This window comes from Ruegeria sp. HKCCE3926 (assembly GCF_017872515.1).
Taxonomy (GTDB): Bacteria; Pseudomonadota; Alphaproteobacteria; order Rhodobacterales; family Rhodobacteraceae; genus Ruegeria.
In genome coordinates this window covers 33,579-51,186 of record NZ_JAEDOU010000004.1, presented here as the reverse complement: position 1 = coordinate 51,186, position 17,608 = coordinate 33,579, and the positions used below count along the sequence as shown (strand labels likewise).

Below are 17,608 nucleotides of genomic sequence, written 5' to 3'. Positions count from 1 at the left end.
AACTGTCGCAAGTTTCTTGCGCGAGAAACTCTTGCGGGTTTGATACAATGAAAGGCCGCTCTGGGCTCGTTCCAGACCTCAAATGCGGCGCGGCATCCTGTGATATGTTGCATCGGTCAACGTCGGGTTGTCGTTCTGGGAGGGCATGGCGGATCGGAGGATAAGTCATGGACACACCAAACCTACCTGCCATTCGCGCTTTGCGCCCAGCCTGGAACAAAGGCCGCATCGTTGGTCAAAAGCGACCACTAAAGCCAAAACATGTCTGGGCGATCCGCGTCAGGCTCGAACTCGCCGAGAATCATCGCGATCTGGCGCTGTTCAACATGGCGATCGATAGCAAGCTCCGCGGTTGCGATCTGGTGAAGATGAAAGTCGTTGATGTCATGGCGTCCGGTCAGATCAAGGAGCGGGCATCGGTCCTACAGAGCAAAACACAGAAGCCTGTGCGATTTGAGATATCCGAAGGCACACGCGCCTCGGTCGAGAAGTGGATGGAAGACGAGCTCATGGTCGGCTCCGAGTACCTTTGGCCGGGTCGCTTCCATGAGCGGCTGCACATCTCGACCCGTCAATATGCGCGGATCGTCCGCGACTGGGTCACGTCGATCAGTCTAGAAGCAAGCGCCTATGGCACGCATTCGATGCGAAGAACCAAGGTCACTCAGATCTACAAGAAGACCGGAAACCTTCGTGCGGTTCAGCTCCTTTTGGGCCACACCAAAATGGACAGTACGGTCAGATATCTGGGCGTCGAACTCGAGGATGCCCTAGCCATCGCTGAAGCCATTGAAATCTAGTGAAGTTGGGCCGCCTACATGGGGCGGCCCACACCTGCCGTTGATCGGTGGGTATCATCGCTTCGGTGCAGTCCGTCGGAGGAGACATTCGCTGCAGTAGCAAAATTTGGTGACGACCAAACTCAGAGCCTGAATACAAAGTGGGCCTTTAGCAAAATCAAGTATACTTCGACCGCAGTTAGCAAAGCTGGCCTCTTTCGGCTTGGTGTTTTGCTTTGTTCAGGCTCGAATGACCGAAAGTTTCTGCGCCTAATTGCCTATGCAGCTAGAAGCTCAGGCTCACCACTTGCGGTACATTAGCAAACCTATGATGTTTGGGTATGGTGCTGAATACCACCAACCGTGAACAGCGCGAAAGATGTTCTCGCAACCCATGTCATACGGATGTCGCGGGAAGCCTGCAAAAAACATGTTAACTAACCAACTTGAGAGGTGCCCAATGTCTTTCTCTAACCGAAAAATTTTTTCCCGTCGCCAGTTTCTTTCCACAACAGCTGCAAGTGCCGCTACGATTACACTTCACCCCTTCTCGGCTGCTGCGGCTAACAATCAGGCGCATCTTCGGATCATGGAAACAACCGATATCCACGTCCATGTGTTCCCCTACGACTACTATGCAGACAAACCCCGGGATACAGTCGGCCTGTCCCGGACCACCTCGATCATAAATGAAATCCGTTCTGAGGCGACGAATTCGCTTTTGGTTGATAACGGGGACTTTCTGCAAGGCAATCCGATGGGCGACTACATCGCCTATGAACGCGGTATGAAGGAGGGGGATAGCCACCCAATCATCACCGCGTTCAACACAGTTGGTTATGATGCAGCCACACTGGGCAATCACGAGTTCAACTATGGGCTGAACTTTCTTGAGACCTCTTTGGCAGGTGCAGATTTCCCAGTGATTCTTGCCAACGTAGCAAAGGAGAAAGGCGCGAGCCCGCGCGATGACAAGACGCTCATCCAACCTTACACCATTCTCGACCGCGAAATTGAAATGGGTGACGGCACAAAGCACCCGCTCAAAATTGGTGTAATCGGTTTTACGCCTCCGCAGATCATGAACTGGGACCGCAAGCATCTCGAAGGCAATGTCGAAGCGCGGGATATCGTTGAGACGGCCAAGGCCTATGTGCCTGAGATGCAGGAACGGGGCTGCGAACTGATCATCGCTTTGTCGCATTCGGGGATTGGCGATGCCAATCACGCGGATGGTATGGAAAACGCATCGGTTGTGCTTGCTGGTGTCGACGGAATCGACGCGTTGGTCACGGGTCACAACCACTTGGTCTTTCCGTCGCCAACATTTGCGGACCGTCCCGGCATCGATGTTGATAAAGGTACTCTGATGGGCAAACCCGCCGTTATGGGCGGTTTCTGGGGGTCACATCTTGGTCTGCTTGATCTGCTGTTGGAACGAGATGGGAACGAATGGCGGGTGGTAACCACCACATCCGAGGCACGACCTATTTCCAGAAGGAACGAGGACCGATCAATCACAGCACTGGTCGGAGATGATCAGCGAGTCCTCGACTCGGTTGCGACAGATCACGACGAAACGCTGGTCTATGTTCGCCGCGCTGTTGGCAAGACCTCAGCTCCTCTGCACAGTTATTTCGCACTGGTTGCAGATGACCCATCAGTCCAAATCGTATCAATCGCGCAGAAGTGGTATGTCGAAGACATGCTGAAAGGCACTGAACACGAAGGCCTGCCAATCCTGTCTGCGGCAGCACCTTTCAAGGCTGGTGGCCGCGGTGGTCCAGAATACTACACGGATGTTCCAGTTGGTGACGTTGCCATAAAAAACGTAGCCGATCTGTATCTCTATCCGAACACAGTGCGAGCGGTCCGCGTGAATGGTGCGCAGGTCAGGGGTTGGTTGGAACGGTCGGCCGGAATGTTTAATCAAGTTGAATCGGGTTCAATAGATGCGATCCTGCTGAACCCGGAGTTCCCATCCTACAATTTCGACGTGATGGATGGTGTGACCTATCAGATAGACCTGTCCCAACCCTCGCGCTTCGGACCCAAAGGCGAAGAGATTAACCCTGATGCAGCGCGGATTGTAAACCTGACTTACAATGGCGAACCCGTTGCTGATGAAATGGAATTCATCATCGCCACCAACAACTATCGCGCATCAGGCGGTGGATCATTCCCCGGAGCGTTGGGTGATACAATCGTATTCGAAGCCCCGGATACCAACCGCGACGTCATCGTGCGCTATATTGTCGAGCAGGGTACGATCGATCCAAAGGCAGATGCCAACTGGTCTTTTGCGCCGCTTGGGGACACGACGGTATTGTTCGAGACCGGCCCAAAAGCGCGGGACTATATGGGCGACGTCAAAGGTGTCACAATCGAGGACGCCGGAGAAGGCACCGACGGCTTCGCAGCCTTCCGGATCAAGCTCTGATCCAATTGGAGCAAGAATACCACCTGTCACCAGTAAAGCTGGTGGTGGGCTTACATTGTTGGCTATCGGCCCTGAGCTGCCGTTGGCCTACATGTTTCAATGCTGCGGTCGCAGCCCGCTTTGCAGCCATTCGCTGTAGTTGCGAAAGCCAGCCGAGGTGAATTCTCACTCTGCGGTTGAAAGTGGCATCGCGACTTAGACTTGCTTCATTCATCGCTTGATTTCTAGAGTGAGAACAAACTCCAACCAGCTATCGATGCTGGGGTTCAAGAACTGGTGCCAGACACGAAGACAAATCTGAGGACACAGCGAATATGATTCTCTAGAACTTTCTGCAGTCTACTCGCGCCAATCAAACGATGTTCGTAACATCACAACCCAGTCTCGAGTTCACCAATAAAGAATTCTAGAAACGATAAGTCGCGCCTAACACTGGCCCTGACTGATCAAATGTAAAATCGCTACCGTCGATCTCATGGTCAAACGAGATATAGCGATAGCCGCCGCGGATCAGCCATCTGTTGTTGATGGCATATTCGGCGGTCAACAGAACCTGCCATGTTTCACTGCCGCTGCGGAAACCTCCGTAGTCGACGAAACCGGTGCCGGACCATTTGTCCGAGAACCGGACGCGTGCTCTGGCGGCGATGACAGGGTCGGTCCAGCTGTCGTCGGCGGTTGTTGTCCTCCCCGGTGCCGCGCCAGGGAGAAGGGTGAACTCTGTATCAGTGCTGAACCACCGGAACCCTCCGGCGACATCCACCGAGATAGTTGGTGCTTCATACACTCGGTAGCCGACATAACCGCTTAGGTATTGCGTGGTAAATGATGTCTCGAGGCCCGAACTGGCGGGGCCGGGAGTGCTGTTGCTGAACGACAAATCTGTGTAGTTGTAATCTGCAAGTATAAGCCATCGTCCGTCGGTGGCCGAGAACGCTCCCATAAAGGCGAAATCTAGGTTTTCCAATGCATCAGAAAAACTGAGTGTACCGTCCAGTGTCCCCATGGGGGTGCTTAAGGATGTTTCTGTTTCCGGCATGAACAGATAAATCGTGGCCTCGTAGGACCAATCGGATTGTTGTGCCGCAGCCGTTGTGGCTGCCGATGCCGATAGCGTTGCCGCGCATAAGCAACTTTTCACCCATAGTGACGAAAACATTCTGTTCCTCCCGACAAACATACAAGTTTCAATAAATTGTCGTTGGTTTGAAATTGTGTGGTCCTGATTTTCATTCCGCAGCTTCTTCCGTCGCCATCGAACTGTTGCCGACGCGATTGATATCTGTGTTCGGGAAAAACTCGGACCAAACGTGCCAGAATACGCCTGCGCGCAGGGTTTCTACACGTTTTAGCTGACCCTGATCCGAGTGACCCCAGAAATCGCATTTGGCCACCGGTTGACCCGAGTCGTTATACCAAACGCCCAGGCTTTCATATTTCGGATCCAGGCTGACCACGACATCCCGTCCTCCGACTTTGGCGGTCACGATCCAGTTGTTCTCGATGATGAAATCGTCGGTCCAGCAAGCGACATCTTGACCAATCGTAATTCCCCAGACGTAGGTTTTGTTCGGCAACCGGTGGTCTGAACGATCCATGTTGTCCATCACAGGAGCGTCTTCCTGATGTTGGCGTCCGATGCCCCAGCCAAAGGTGATCTCGGTCATCATGTCCAGCAGACGCAGCAAAGGGTTCGTCGATGGTTTGTTCAGAAACACCTCACCTTCTGGATAGGCTTTCTGAAACCCGCGGAATGTCATTCGAAAGGTGGGCCAAGGCCTCATTTGCGCTTCGGGCCGGAGAGGGCAAGCAGGACCCTCGGAGTTGGGGTCGCGATCCGCCTCGCGAAAACCGTAGATATGCTGGATCGGATCGCCCGTGTCGTTGTCACGCAGTATCAAGTTGTTGCCATGCTGGGCCAGAACCTCAAGGTTCAGGCGCCGTCCTTCTATTCGCGGTGTGTACCCCTGACCCAGATTGGCCATCGCGCAGTAAGTCATTACCACATCCTCGCCCCCCAGCCCATCTACATCGCCCGCCAAATGAGGGCGCATGATCTGCGCATCCGGGTGCGCGCGCGCGTGACCATTGTGTTCGATGACGATGACTGGCGCTGTTGGACCGACATATTTTCGCGCTTCCTCGATAGAAAAATACTGGGCGTCGTTGAGCTGGTTTCTCAGGCCCAAATGCACCCACACATAGGGAAACCCATAAAGAAGCAAGGTCAGCGCAGCCGTTACGAGCCAAAGCCAGAAAGGGCCGCCCCCCAAAAGGAAATGTGCAAGGGTTGCCACTACAAATCCGCCCAGGCCAATGCCAATCAGGCGGTATTCATGCCGGATAAAGCGCACCATATTCTCGCGCTTTACTTTCAGCAGCATTTGCGAGACATCGCCAAGGTCGCGGAAATAGACAAACCCGATTCCGAGTGACACGATCAATCCCAGTGCGAAAATTATGCTACCAACCATGCTGAGATCCTCGATTTTGGTGATTACAGTCCTTCGCGGTTCATTACGAAAGAACAGGCCTACTTCTGGGGCGACGCGCGCTTGATCATGAAAGCTTCAACGGCTTGCTGTGTCTCGGGACGAATGTTCTCAATCCCCTCATAAGGCATGCCGTAGGCGGGCGGAGTATCGGGGTATTTCTCTTTCCGCGCCTTGTGGCGGCCCAGTATACGTACGAATTCCTGCCCACCCCAAGACCCGACTTCGGTTGAGACCGAGTATTCTTCGCGGGTGTCGCGGTAAAGATCGAAGAATTTTGCTAAAATTGCGCTCTCGCCGGGTCCCGGCAGTTTGAGCTTAAGCTGATCCTTAACGATCGCCTCGGGTTTCGCGACCGAATAGATGATCACGTGATCGCGTCGCGCTTTCGATTCATCCGCGAACAGTAGCGCCGCCGACTGATCGACACCATCGACCAGACGATCCCTTGGGATGAATCCATCCGCCCCGGCAAAGCGCGAGATCGTGGTATAGAGGTCCGAAACATGAATGATGCTGTTTAACAACGCGTCAGCTTCAATCATGCCCGGCCAGCGGATGAAGGCGTCCACGCGCACGCCACCTTCAGTCGTGTCGCCTTTACCGCCCGCGTAAATCAGTGGGGTAAACCCGGATTGCGGCGCGTATTTGGTAAAATGCCCATTGTCGCCCATAACCACAACGATGGTGTTTTCGCTGAGCCCTAGATCATCCATGCGCGCGAACAGATCACCCAGCCACTGATCCAGTAGCTGCATCTTGTCGACATACAAGCCGCCATTCGCGCTTTCCGGCCCGTCACGGCCGGCGCGGGTATTGTCCAGCGGGATCATCGGCCAATATTGCAGGAAGAAGGGCGCGTCCCCAGTTGCAAGGCGTTCCAGTTCCTGAAGTGTTTTATCCTGAAACGCCTGGTTCATTTCGTCGTATTTTTCGGCGTTCCAGCGTTCTCCGGCTTCCATGCGGATTTCGCGAATGGCGCCGCCGGTCTCGCCCTCGATGACGGTCATCATCGCCGAGGCATCCGGTCGGAACCAGCCGTCCAGTGTGTATTTATCCTCATAGTCCCGGATCGCGACCGAGACCTGTTCTTTGATCGCATCATCATTAAAGATTGTCAGCTGGCCCTGCTGGTGGATGGCGTGCTGGGCATAGTCAAAACCCTGATTCATTGCCCAGCTTTCGGCAATATCGCCCATATGCCACTTGCCGACGTGGCTGGTTGCATATCCTGCCTGTTTCAAGACTTCGGCCAGTGTCACTTCATTATCGGGCAATCCAAAGCCAGCGATATCGACGGTCGTATCACCCATTCCCATACGCACGGGCAAGCGGCCGGTCATTTGTGCCACGCGAGTCGGGGTGCAGGACGGTTCAGTATACATCCGAACCATACGCAACGCTTCGTCCGAAAAGTCGTTGATGTTCGGAGTGTCGTACCCACGGACAGCGTTGAGCTCGGGTATACCCATATCGCCAAAGCCCATATCGTCAATCAGAACGCTGACGATATTTGGGGGTTGCCCATTGTTGCCGTCACGAAAAGCGGCCAAAGCCTGATCAACGGCAGCGTCATCCTGCACCCATTGTTCCGCGCGTTGGGCTTGCAGAATATAAAACTCAGCATCGTGTTGAATAGGGTCGTCCTGAGCCTGCAAAGGTGGGGCGGCAATGCCTGCACACAAAACCATAAGCCATTGTAGTTTCATTCCATCTCCCCCAGGGTTCGAAGCCGAGCTTCGGTTTTTGACTTCGATGTGATTACCATCAGTAACATCGATATATTCGAATAATTACTAAATTTGTGATCTCACTGCCAACTCGTGAATACGTCGCGGGTCAGTTCGGATTCCGGGCGCAGGTTTTCAATGCCTTCATAAGGTGTACCTTTGCCAATCTCTGAATGCGGATACTTGGCGATCATCTTCTGGTGACGCTTGATCATATCTTGAAAAGATGCCCCGGCCCAAAGCGAGTAGCCCACCAAAGGGTGTTCCTCTCGGGGGTCCCTATAAATATTATAAGTCGGAGCAGCCGCGCCGGGTTGACCGGGGGCAGGAAGATGCATCTTGAACTCCTGCTTGACGACCGAGCGCAAGACAGGTCCTTCGTAGATATAGACATAGTCGCGCCGCCCATTTCCCTCGCCGTTCAACAGCAAGGCCGTCTGGTCGATGCCGTCTATTACGCGGTCCCTTGGGATAAAGTCTGTGGCTCCGGCAATTCGCGCCATCGTGGTGAAGATATCTGAGACGTGAAAGATGTCACCGGCTGCGCTGTTGGCTTCGATCACACCGGGCCAGCGAATGAACGCATCGGTTCTTACGCCGCCTTCAAGATGCTGGGTTTTGCCACCGCGATAGATCAGCTGGTTCAGACCGGATGAGCCTTCGTAGTGATACATCAGGCCATTATCCGCCATCAAAACAACAATTGTGTTGTCCGCTTTGCCAGATTCTTCAAGCTTGGCCAAAAGATCTCCGATCCAACCATCAAGCAGTTGCAGCTTGTCGGCATGAAAACCGCCATTTCGTGAAATTGCCTGATCCGGGTAGACGAAGTTCAACGGGTAAAGCGGCCAGTATTGTAAGAAGAATGGCGCATCCTCGGAAGCGACGCGTTCAAGTTGCTCCAACGCCTGCCGTTGATATCGTTCGTTCATCTCTTCATATTTGGTCTGCGTCCACACTTCACCGGCTGACATTTCTACTTCCTGGGCGGGTCCACCGGCTTCGGCCTCGACACCGGTGACAAGGCCATATGGCTTGAACCGTTCATCCAGCAGGAACTGATTGTTCTGCCCCTCGGGCACATAGCCGAGCATGGTGTTGGACCGCATTGCCTCGGGGGTCATGAGGCTCAGCTGTACTTGCTGGTGGAGTGGAAATGCGGCCCAATCAAACCCCTGATTGTGGGGGTACGATTGTTCGATGTCGCCTTGGTGCCATTTGCCGACATGCGCCGTATTATAGCCGACCTGTTTCAGAATCTCCGGCAGTGTCACTTCACTGGCCGGAAGGCCCTCGCCAACCAAAGCCACCTTGACCTCTTCCACACCTGCGCGAATTGGGTGGCGCCCTGTCAACATGGCTGTGCGGGTCGGAGTGCAGGAGGGTTCGGTATACATGCGCATCAGCGACAAACCTTCGGTGGCCAATTGATTGATGCTGGGTGTCTCGATCCCCATGACGTAATTCATCTTGCGGCCACCCATCTGACCAAAGCTGACGTCATCAATCAGGATGTAGAGGAGGTTAGGGGGCTTATCGCCATTGGCCGCACGAATTTCGGCCAGCTTGGCGTCGACTTCAACGTCTTGTGCATCCCATGCCTCACCAAACTGCGCGCGGAGGAATTCAAACTCGCCGTCATGAACAATTGGGGTTTCCTGAGCAAGCACGGAGCCAGCACCAATCAACAACGTAGGCAAGATATATCTAAGTTTCATGTCAAACCTCCAAATCTTTGTTCCGTACCGATCCCGCACGCGCGCCCTGAGCCCGCAGGTGTCCGTCAATACTGCTGCGCAGGTCCGAGAGGCTTTCTGCCAGATCCGCGAGATAGCGCATCTGTAGAACTGAATGCGACTTTGGCGGCATCGCCATTTCTGCGAAGACCTCTTTGTAGTCGCGACAAATTTGATCGAACTCTTGGTCTTTTTCCCGCAGGTTCCGTAGCAGACGACCCGCTTTGGGAAATTGAGATTCAAAGAATTCATCATCCGTCATTGGCAGCGCTTTTTAGGCATTCTCCCTCTAAGCATGCATCCAAAAGAATATGTATTGCACGTTTCAAGCCGCATGCTACGGTAGCAACGTGACGTCAAACCCTTATTGTGAAAGGATAGTTTTTGAACGTCAGCGTGGGCAATCAGGGCCAGACTGGTACTCAATCGTTCTCGGGCGAGCAGTTGCGTGCCGCGTTGGACAAGGTTCTGAGGTCGGATGAATTCAAAGGATCCGCCCGCATGCGATCATTCCTATCTTACGTGGTGACGGAAACGCTGGAGGGTCGTTCCGACGAAATACGTGCCAAGACCATTGCGATGGATGTTTATGGATACGACGCGGATGAGTTATTGAAACGCGAGGGCGTCGTGCGTGTGGATGCCGGGCGTGTTCGGCGAAAGCTGCAATCTTATTATGACGGTAAAGGGATTGCTGACGAATTGGTTATCTCACTGCCCGTCGGGGGTTACGCACCCGAATTTTTGCCGGGCTCCAGTCGAAGCAGACGAAGCTTACGCGGAAGGCGACGGGCTACCGCAGTCGTTATCTCGCTTTCACTATTAATAGTCAGCATTCTTTTTGGTGTCCTGATTGGCCGCAATTCGCAATCTGTAGCACCCAAAACCGGCAAAACTGCAATCTACGACGTGTCACCTGCCCGTGTCGAGGCAATGAACCTAAGCGACGCAGGCCGGGATCTGATTTTCCCTGTTACGGATCTGGCCCGGCTTCAGCCCGCGTTGTTGATTTTTAAAACAGCGATTGAACGAGACCCGTTATATTACGGGGGATATGCTGGTGCTTCTCAGGTCGAAACAATGCTCGCCATTATGCAATCGGGCAAGCCCGGTTCAGACGAGTTTTTGCACGCAGCGGACAAGAATAGTGCTTACGCTTTGGAAATGGCTCCGAATGCAGCATGGTCGCTTTCAGCTCGGGCCTGGTTTGAATTTGGGGTGGGCAATTATGAAAGCGCGGTTGGATTATCCCAAAGGGCCGTAGACTTGGCACCCGATGATTCACATGTTGCTGAATTCGACGCCCTGATCTCCCTTTACACGTCCGATTTTGATCGGGTTCTGTCGCAATCAGTGAGATATAGAGCACTGGCCCAAAACGGTGGAGGGCTAGTTTTTGACAACGCATTGGGTGCGGCTCAGTTCCACACGGGAGACTATGCTGCCGCAATCCGAACGTTTGATAAAACAATATCTCGCGGTGGGCCGTTCGGACCAATTTCCGCAGCTTACCTTATGGCAGCCCACTGGAGGAACGGAGAACAAGCTGAGGCACAGCGGCTTGCAAGAGTATTTTCGGACACTTGGCCAAGCTTCCCCCTCGAAAAACTAAAGGCTCGGGTGTTTGTAGACCCACAGCCAGTTCAAGAGCTGATCAGTGCAATGATAGCTGCAGGTTGGTCAGGACCCGCCAAGCCCTGACGATTTTCTATAGGGTTTGTAATAATTCGTTCAGAGGCATGCGCTTCCAAGGAGGAGGTGCGTTGGTTGTGAAGTGGACGAACCTCCAGACGAGATCAAAACAAAGTTCATCGATACCGAATGGGTGTGTGATGGACAGACAAAGGTCTGCTCTTGGCTCCCGATGAGATAATCTTTGCACTCGCAGCGAACTTCTGCTTCCCGCCCTTTCTTCCAGTTGTTGCTGATTGCAGTATCAGTCAAAGTGGGCTCGAAATAGACGTTCTCCGCGCGCAGGATCAATGACTGCTATCTGAGGGGTTGAAATGATGGTTCGTTCGGTCCGCAGATAAGGCTCGCACTCAACCAGAGATCGCTTCAGATAACACCCGTTCAGCGACGTTTGCGGTTTGTTATCGAAGTATCAAACATCAATGGTTGCCAAATCTGGCGCTCGTTATGTCGCTCTCCGTCTACCGTGAAGCAGACAAAGCTGACCTTTTCAGCGCTTACTTCCATGCGAGGTTTCGTAAACTGGTTGCGCAACGCAACAACAATGCTCGGATCTTGTACTCTACCAATCCGGGAAACGTGTCGCGAAAAAGCTGGGGAGTCGGACTGTAAACAGCCGCTGCAGCATGGATCTCAAGGAAATGCCCACTGTTATTTTTGCGGGGCTTCCATCCTCTGGAGAGTAGCCAATCGTTTGTCGTGTTTCGGTGATATCCCAGCGCATACCTGGGTTATCTGACATTAGGTTCAGGGCTGCGAAGGAAATATCCTTGGCATCTATTGCGGCGCGCATTCCGCTTAGAAAGTCCCGATCACTCAACCACATTTCCTGACCCCACCGGCCCATCGCCATGTGTGTGCCGGGTTGGTTGCCGTGAGTCCATTGCGTCCAGCCGATGCGCAAGCAGATGACCGACAGTCCGTGATGCTCGGCGAAATAAGCCCCTGTCCGTTCACAGAATAGCTTTGACATGCCGTAGGCGTTTACTGGCCCTGGTGGTGTCGTGCTGTTGAGCACCTGATGCGTGAACCTTTTGTCGCCGTGAACCCAGTTGGAGCTGGCAAGAACCACGCGGCTGACGCCCATGGCTACCGCATGGTGATAGAGAGAAAGCGTTGCATCCATATTGTGTTTGATCGCGGAGGCCCAAGTGGCGGAGGGCTCTCGGTCTCCGGCAAGATGCACGATAACGTCCACTCCCTTTAGCAAACTGACCCAACTGCTGTCGTCGGACAGGTCTGCTGTGTGAATGTCGGGATGATCAACGGGACGGATGTCGATGCCAGAGACGGTGTAATTGGAGTCGCTTTCTAGCGCATTGAAGAGTTTGCGGCCTAGATGCCCGCCTGCGCCTGTAATCAAGACATGCATGACAGGAACTCCTTGTTGTTTGTGAGCCCCAATGGCATTTGTGTTGTATCTTCATCCGTCAAGACGCGGAACGTCTGCCGAAAACTCAGCGTTTCATTTGGTGCAAGCCTGCGTGCCGGGGAGTGCCACTCCGCTTCGCAATAGGCGTAATCGGCTGAATTAAAGACCTCAAACGGATAGTCGTGTGCAAATTGATCGCCCTTTTGAGGTTCTGGTACCGAGCACATTAGCAACGGGGCATCCGCGCCGCACCGTATCAATGTACGACCGTTGGGGTTCGGTAGCCTGACCTTGAATTCCTGCTGTCTGTTGCAATCCACGACAATGCTTTTGCCGTGCGTCGCTATCATCCCTTCGGCAGAGCCAAAAACAGGATAAAATGCAGGGTCTTGCAATTCGACACCGACCTTGGTGGGGGTATTAAGCATCATGACTGACCAAATGCCGGTCAGGCGCGAGGAGGTCCCATGGTTGACCACGATGTGTTCTATTTCCCAGCTTTCCGCCGAGGTCAGCGTGATGCGGCGCGACACTGACAAGTGCGAGGTCGGGCATACTGCGCTGGTCATGTCGATACGAGTGCTGCTTCTTGAAGTGATCTGGTAAGAGCCGCTGTCCAACACGGGAAACGGAGCGCCGTTTACCCAGGATGCATCTGGGGCGATCCACGTCTTCTCGCCGCCCCAGAGTGGAAAACCAAATTGTGGAGAGCGTGTGGGCAGATCAGTAAGCCGTGTGTCATCGACATCCAAACCGTCGAGATCTGCGTTCTGAAATAGGAGGGAGCGACCTTGGAAGTTTATATCCCATAGGCGGCCCCCGATGCCGGGCAGGAGTGTCAGTTGCAGATCGTTTTGCTGCAGGTGAAGAACGCTCCATCTGTCCGACATGTACCCCCTCCTATCGGGTTCCCGGCGCGATCGAATGCGCCGGGACAATCGCTTAGGTGTGTTTGAACTGGACGACGTTTTCGGCCGTAATCGGCATAACCCCGGTCTCAACGCGCTCCGGCAAAGGGTTGATGCCAGCCGCCTTCCAATCGGGCAAGACCTTCAGCGCGTCTGTGTTCTGCCAATGCATCATGTGGAAGGCTAGAAAGATCTCAAGATAGGATTTCTGAGCCACAGCGCCGTGAATTGTGCCGTCTTCGATATAGGGAAGCATATCATCATTTCGGTCCATCGCGACGATCTTGATGTCCTTGCGTCCCGCCTCATTGACGGCAATTGCAGCGCCTTTGCCGCTGTCGCCGTCCGTGCCGCCAATTCCAACAATATCCGGGTTCGCCTGAATTGCCTGAAGGTAGGCTGTCGGCGCATAGGAAGGGTCGGCCTTATCGTTGACGACGTCGACCACTTCGATATCCGGGTATTTCTCAGCAAAGATTTGTTTGTACCCCTCGACCCGCTCCAATGTGGAGGGGGCAGGGAAAGTGCCGAGGATAACCTTGCCTTTCCCGCCAATCGCTTGCGCAAGCATTTCGCCGCCGACACGTCCTGCCTGAACGCCATTGATACCAAGGAATGTGGACCGGGGGCTGTCGGGAATATCGCCAATACAACATGTGACCGGAATGCCCGCCTCGACCGCACGTTCGACGCCGGGGGCCAGAGTGGCCGGATCACCGGGGAAGATAAGGATGCCTGCGGGACGTCTTGCGATCAGTTCATCCAATTGGCGTGCTTGTGCGGCCGTGTCGAAATCCAAGGGGCCCGTGAATGTGGCCTTGATGCCCATCAGTTCCTCAAGGTCTTCCATTGCATTTCGATAGTCCACCCAGAACGGCACCTGCGTGACGATGGACAGGAACACATACTCCTTGCCGGCCGCTTGCGCCATGGCTTCTTTGGACAGCATGGGCAGTCCGAACGCTGCGGCCAATCCAGCGGTGGTGCCCGCTGTCAGCAGCCTGCGCCGATTCACGTTCAATTCAGTCATCGTAGTCTCCCTGTTTTGGATCTTTGGTTGTTGTTGAGTTTTGGAAAGCTTCGGGATTAGCCCCGTTTGCTTCGGATCAGCATGTCCAAGGCGACCGCTGTAACGAGTACACCGCCGATGACGATCATCTGCCAGTAGATCGATACAGCCAGCATCGTCATAGTGTTGTTGATCAACGCAACGAAAACGACGCCGAGGAAAGCACCAAGAATAGTACCTTCGCCGCCGCGTAGAGATGCGCCACCGATGACAGCCGCTGCCAGAACCTGAAGTTCGATACCGTTTCCTGCCGTGGGCGTGCCGCTCATCAGGCGGGAGGCCAGCAATACACCCGCCAAAGCAGCCAGAATACCGGTCAGTGCGTACAGAATGATACGCACGCGTGTGACATGGATGCCTGACAACATCGCGGCCTTTTCATTGGCGCCGATGAAATAGACCTGACGGAAAAAGCGCGTATGGCGGACGGCCAGGTCAAACAGAACGACGAGCAGAATGGTGAACAAGACGATTACCGGAAAGCCGCCTATGTCAGCTTTGCCGATCCAGGCAAATGATGCCGGCAGGCTTGAGACAGAAAAACCTTCGGTCAGGACAAGAGCGATGCCTCGCGCGATCGACATCGTGCCGAGGGTCGCGATAAGCGGATTGATCCCGAGGCCGGTCACGAGCAAACCGTTGACTACCCCGACAATTCCACCCAACACTAATCCGCATACCACAGCGAGCGGAATTGGCATGCCAGTCAAAAGCAGCATGGCTACGACGGTAGAAGACAAAGCCATAACCGATCCAACGGAAAGATCGAACCCGCCGGATGCAAGTAGGATCGCCATACCGATCACGATGATCGCGGTTGGGGCCATGCCCACGGCCACGGCTCGAAAGTTCGAGAAGCTGAGGAAATAGGGATTAACGTTGGACATCACGATGATGATGGCGGCGATCAGAACGATCAGCGTCAGTTCACGAATATCGACAAAAGCTTGTAGAACACGGCGCAGCAGCGGACGCTTCATGGGCAAGTTGGCTTGAGCGGTCATGGTCACGTCGCGACTCCTGATTGATTGGTTTGGGGTGCGTCCACAATAGGAACGGAATTTCCAGCGGCCATTTGAAGAAGCGTGGTTTCGGTTGCCTCAGCGGCTGCGATGTCTCCCATGAGGCGACCGTCGTGGACGACAAGGATGCGGGTCGAGAGAGAGACAAGTTCGGGAAAATCGGATGACACGACGAGGATGGCCATTCCCTCGGCTGCTCGACGCAAAAGTTCCGTGTGGATTTGGAATTTGGCTCCGACATCGACCCCTTTTGTGGGCTCCTCAATGATCAGAAGAGCTGGCGCGCGTTTGAGCCACTTGGCCAACATAATCTTTTGCTGATTGCCCCCTGAGAGATCACCAACAAGTTCGTTAATCCCACTGGTTTTGACACTGAATGCGTCAATGGCTGTTTGGCTGGCTGCTTTGATCGAGCCCGAACGCATGAACCCAGCAGACGCATGATCGGAAAGACTGGCCGCGATCAGGTTGTCGCTGAGTGATTGTTCCAGAAAGAGGCCTTCAGTCTTGCGTTCCTCGGGAACAAACCCGACCCCAGCACGCATCGCCTGCCGCAAGGACGCAAAGTTAACAGGCTTGCCGTGCAGTCTGATCTCCCCGGTCGCGCCATGCATCAGCCCGACAATCGATCGAACAATCTCGCTGCGGCGAGCGCCCATCAACCCCGCCATGCCTACAATCTCTCCGGCTTTAATGGAGAAGGAAATGTCTTCGAATTCACCTGGATGGGTTAGGTGTTGGACATGCAAAACCTCTTCGCCGTTAACCTTACCTGACCGCGTGACATCACCGGGGTGAGCGCCGCCGATCATCTCGGCGACGACTTGTTCCTGAGAAGTTTCCGAAACCGGTAAAGTGCTGATGTGGCGCCCATCTCGCAAAACGGTAATGCGATCCGAGATCTGGAAAATCTCGGCCATATGGTGGCTGACATAGACGATGCCAATCCCTTTTTTTGTCAGGGACTTTAGGACTTCGAATAGTGCCTCTACTTCGTCGGGTGCCAATGCCGATGTCGGTTCATCCAGCAAAAGGACGCGGGAATTCAACGACAGAGCCTTGGCGATTTCAACAATCTGGCGGGAGCTGATCGGCAAGTTTTCCACGGGTGTTGAGACGTCGATATCCAGACCGAATTCCGCCAGCAACGCCTCCGCTCGGCGGCGCAGTTCGGGCCAGTCAACTACGCCGAACCGGGTGGGTACGCGGCCCGCGTAGATGTTTTCCGCGACAGAGAGCGCGCCAGCGAGGCTGAGCTCTTGGAAAACACAGCCGATGCCCAGGGATTGCGCGTGTGATGGGCTTTCGACTCGCTGTTCCTTGCCGTCGCACAGGATACGCCCAGCAGAAGGTTGGTGAAGTCCATAAAACAGGCCGAGACAAGTGGATTTTCCGGCGCCGTTTTCCCCGCATAGCGCGTGAACTTCGCCGGGTCTCAATTCAAAGTCGACGCCATCCAAAACAATGTTCGTGCCGAAGCTTTTGCCAACCCGATCCAGCTGGATCAATGGCTGTAGCCCCGGTGAGTCAGGTTTCATTGCTGGCGTCATACAAGCTTCCTCCCGTCTTTTGATTGGCATCTGATATCTCAGATGTCAACTGAAAAAGAAAAGACCGGGAGGTGCCCAAAAGAAAGGGGCGGCGCTGTTTTGGCCCGCCCCCGTCACAACGAAGCTACGTTTTTGCTAGGATGCGGTCGCTCCTTCGAGGACGATGGCGGCGCTTTTGTAGGCTTGTCTGGTGCGGTCAATATGCGCAGTGAGAAGAGATTTGATTTTGGCCATGTCGCCTTCGCGAACGGCAATAGCGATTTTCGAATGCTCATCGAAGGAGAGCTCAGTATGCTGTGGCAGCTTCGCCAAATGGGTTCGCAATGCGGCAATCTTACCGATGTAGCGTGTATAGCTGGCCGTCAGGTAGTCGTTACCTGCATGTTCAAAAATCAACTGATGAAATGTGGTATCCAGTGAAAGGTAGCCCTTTTCATTACCTCGCCTGCGTTCCTTCTCCATGTCCTTCACGACACGCTGCATGTCGCTGGCAAGACCTTCCGGGTTCCGCAACAACGCAAGTTCAAAGGCGGCAGTTTCGATAGCCTGTCTGAAATCGCAGATCTGAGTCACTTCCGGCTCAGACAGCGAAAAAACGCGTGCGCCTTTTTGAGGCTCGATACTGACCAACCCTTCGTCACGTAATTGAGCGAGTGCTTCGCGTACTGGCGATTTTGATACGCCCAGCTCTTCGGAGATTTTTCGCTCCGACAAAACCTGACCCATTTTCAGGGAGCCATCGATAATACTATTCCGCAAATGTTCCAGTGCGAGTTCACGCAAAGACTTGGGTCTCTCAAGCGCCATCTGAGGATATC

At 54.0% G+C, this 17,608-nt stretch carries 14 protein-coding genes; 3 read left to right on the top strand and 11 right to left on the bottom strand.

Features of this window, described 5'->3' with window-relative positions; genetic code table 11:
• Positions 1-167 precede the first annotated feature (167 nt).
• Positions 168-800: a tyrosine-type recombinase/integrase gene (locus tag I9184_RS12005; protein WP_209834542.1), complete on the top strand. Its 633-nt coding sequence runs from the start codon at positions 168-170 to the stop codon at positions 798-800.
• 439 nt (positions 801-1,239) lie between these two features.
• The gene (locus I9184_RS12000; protein WP_209834540.1) at positions 1,240-3,219 is read left to right on the top strand and encodes a bifunctional 2',3'-cyclic-nucleotide 2'-phosphodiesterase/3'-nucleotidase; all 1,980 of its coding nucleotides are present in this window, start codon (positions 1,240-1,242) and stop codon (positions 3,217-3,219) included.
• A 406-nt stretch (positions 3,220-3,625) separates the two neighbouring features.
• Here I9184_RS12000 and I9184_RS11995 read toward each other — a convergent pair whose 3' ends face one another.
• From I9184_RS11995 to I9184_RS11975, 5 genes are all read right to left on the bottom strand, one after another.
• On the bottom strand, positions 3,626-4,378 hold the full coding sequence (locus I9184_RS11995; protein ID WP_171724058.1) for a porin family protein: 753 nt from the start codon (positions 4,376-4,378) through the stop codon (positions 3,626-3,628).
• 70 nt (positions 4,379-4,448) lie between these two features.
• A complete protein-coding gene (locus I9184_RS11990) occupies positions 4,449-5,693 on the bottom strand; it encodes a DUF3179 domain-containing (seleno)protein (RefSeq protein ID WP_171724059.1) in 1,245 nt (414 codons plus the stop codon).
• Between the two features lie 59 nt (positions 5,694-5,752).
• The gene (locus I9184_RS11985) at positions 5,753-7,420 is read right to left on the bottom strand and encodes a sulfatase-like hydrolase/transferase (RefSeq protein WP_209834538.1); all 1,668 of its coding nucleotides are present in this window, start codon (positions 7,418-7,420) and stop codon (positions 5,753-5,755) included.
• A 101-nt stretch (positions 7,421-7,521) separates the two neighbouring features.
• Positions 7,522-9,159, bottom strand: a complete 1,638-nt coding sequence (locus tag I9184_RS11980; RefSeq protein WP_209834536.1) for a sulfatase-like hydrolase/transferase — start codon at positions 9,157-9,159, stop codon at positions 7,522-7,524.
• A gap of 1 nt (position 9,160) precedes the next feature.
• Positions 9,161-9,439 carry a hypothetical protein gene (locus I9184_RS11975; protein WP_209834534.1) on the bottom strand — a complete coding sequence of 93 codons (279 nt, stop codon included), beginning with the start codon at positions 9,437-9,439 and terminating at the stop codon, positions 9,161-9,163.
• Positions 9,440-9,561: 122 nt separating this feature from the next.
• Between I9184_RS11975 and I9184_RS11970 the strand changes: the two genes are divergently transcribed.
• Entirely contained in the window at positions 9,562-10,878 is a 1,317-nt protein-coding gene (locus I9184_RS11970; RefSeq protein ID WP_245218111.1) for an adenylate cyclase, read from the top strand.
• A 553-nt stretch (positions 10,879-11,431) separates the two neighbouring features.
• Here I9184_RS11970 and I9184_RS11965 read toward each other — a convergent pair.
• The 6 genes from I9184_RS11965 to I9184_RS11940 form a co-directional block, all read right to left on the bottom strand.
• Positions 11,432-12,241 (bottom strand): NAD(P)-dependent oxidoreductase, encoded by an 810-nt coding sequence (locus tag I9184_RS11965; protein WP_209834532.1) that lies wholly within the window; start codon positions 12,239-12,241, stop codon positions 11,432-11,434.
• Positions 12,229-13,131, bottom strand: a complete 903-nt coding sequence (locus I9184_RS11960) for a hypothetical protein (protein WP_209834530.1) — start codon at positions 13,129-13,131, stop codon at positions 12,229-12,231. Before I9184_RS11960 ends, I9184_RS11965 begins: the two co-directional genes overlap by 13 nt.
• Before the next feature lie 52 nt (positions 13,132-13,183).
• On the bottom strand, positions 13,184-14,179 hold the full coding sequence (locus tag I9184_RS11955; RefSeq protein WP_010437236.1) for a substrate-binding domain-containing protein: 996 nt from the start codon (positions 14,177-14,179) through the stop codon (positions 13,184-13,186).
• Positions 14,180-14,235: 56 nt separating this feature from the next.
• Complete coding sequence (locus tag I9184_RS11950) at positions 14,236-15,222, bottom strand: ABC transporter permease (protein WP_174818509.1); 987 nt, start codon at positions 15,220-15,222, stop codon at positions 14,236-14,238.
• Positions 15,223-15,224: 2 nt separating this feature from the next.
• The gene (locus I9184_RS11945; protein ID WP_245218110.1) at positions 15,225-16,820 is read right to left on the bottom strand and encodes a sugar ABC transporter ATP-binding protein; all 1,596 of its coding nucleotides are present in this window, start codon (positions 16,818-16,820) and stop codon (positions 15,225-15,227) included.
• Between the two features lie 105 nt (positions 16,821-16,925).
• Positions 16,926-17,597: a GntR family transcriptional regulator gene (locus I9184_RS11940; protein ID WP_170431691.1), complete on the bottom strand. Its 672-nt coding sequence runs from the start codon at positions 17,595-17,597 to the stop codon at positions 16,926-16,928.
• Between the last annotated feature and the right edge of the window lie 11 nt (positions 17,598-17,608).

Excerpts from the sequence above, each read along its gene's own strand:
- I9184_RS11945 (WP_245218110.1), bottom strand. The coding sequence starts at position 16,820 with ATGCCAATCAAAAGACGGGAGGAAGCTTGTATGACGCCAGCAATGAAA.
- I9184_RS11960 (WP_209834530.1), bottom strand. The coding sequence starts at position 13,131 with ATGTCGGACAGATGGAGCGTTCTTCACCTGCAGCAAAACGATCTGCAA.
- I9184_RS11975 (WP_209834534.1), bottom strand. The coding sequence starts at position 9,439 with ATGACGGATGATGAATTCTTTGAATCTCAATTTCCCAAAGCGGGTCGT.
- I9184_RS11985 (WP_209834538.1), bottom strand. The coding sequence starts at position 7,420 with ATGAAACTACAATGGCTTATGGTTTTGTGTGCAGGCATTGCCGCCCCA.
- I9184_RS11950 (WP_174818509.1), bottom strand. The coding sequence starts at position 15,222 with ATGACCGCTCAAGCCAACTTGCCCATGAAGCGTCCGCTGCTGCGCCGT.
- I9184_RS11940 (WP_170431691.1), bottom strand. The coding sequence starts at position 17,597 with ATGGCGCTTGAGAGACCCAAGTCTTTGCGTGAACTCGCACTGGAACAT.
- I9184_RS11965 (WP_209834532.1), bottom strand. The coding sequence starts at position 12,241 with ATGCATGTCTTGATTACAGGCGCAGGCGGGCATCTAGGCCGCAAACTC.
- I9184_RS12005 (WP_209834542.1), top strand. The coding sequence starts at position 168 with ATGGACACACCAAACCTACCTGCCATTCGCGCTTTGCGCCCAGCCTGG.
- I9184_RS11980 (WP_209834536.1), bottom strand. The coding sequence starts at position 9,159 with ATGAAACTTAGATATATCTTGCCTACGTTGTTGATTGGTGCTGGCTCC.
- I9184_RS12000 (WP_209834540.1), top strand. The coding sequence starts at position 1,240 with ATGTCTTTCTCTAACCGAAAAATTTTTTCCCGTCGCCAGTTTCTTTCC.
- I9184_RS11995 (WP_171724058.1), bottom strand. The coding sequence starts at position 4,378 with ATGTTTTCGTCACTATGGGTGAAAAGTTGCTTATGCGCGGCAACGCTA.
- I9184_RS11955 (WP_010437236.1), bottom strand. The coding sequence starts at position 14,179 with ATGACTGAATTGAACGTGAATCGGCGCAGGCTGCTGACAGCGGGCACC.
- I9184_RS11990 (WP_171724059.1), bottom strand. The coding sequence starts at position 5,693 with ATGGTTGGTAGCATAATTTTCGCACTGGGATTGATCGTGTCACTCGGA.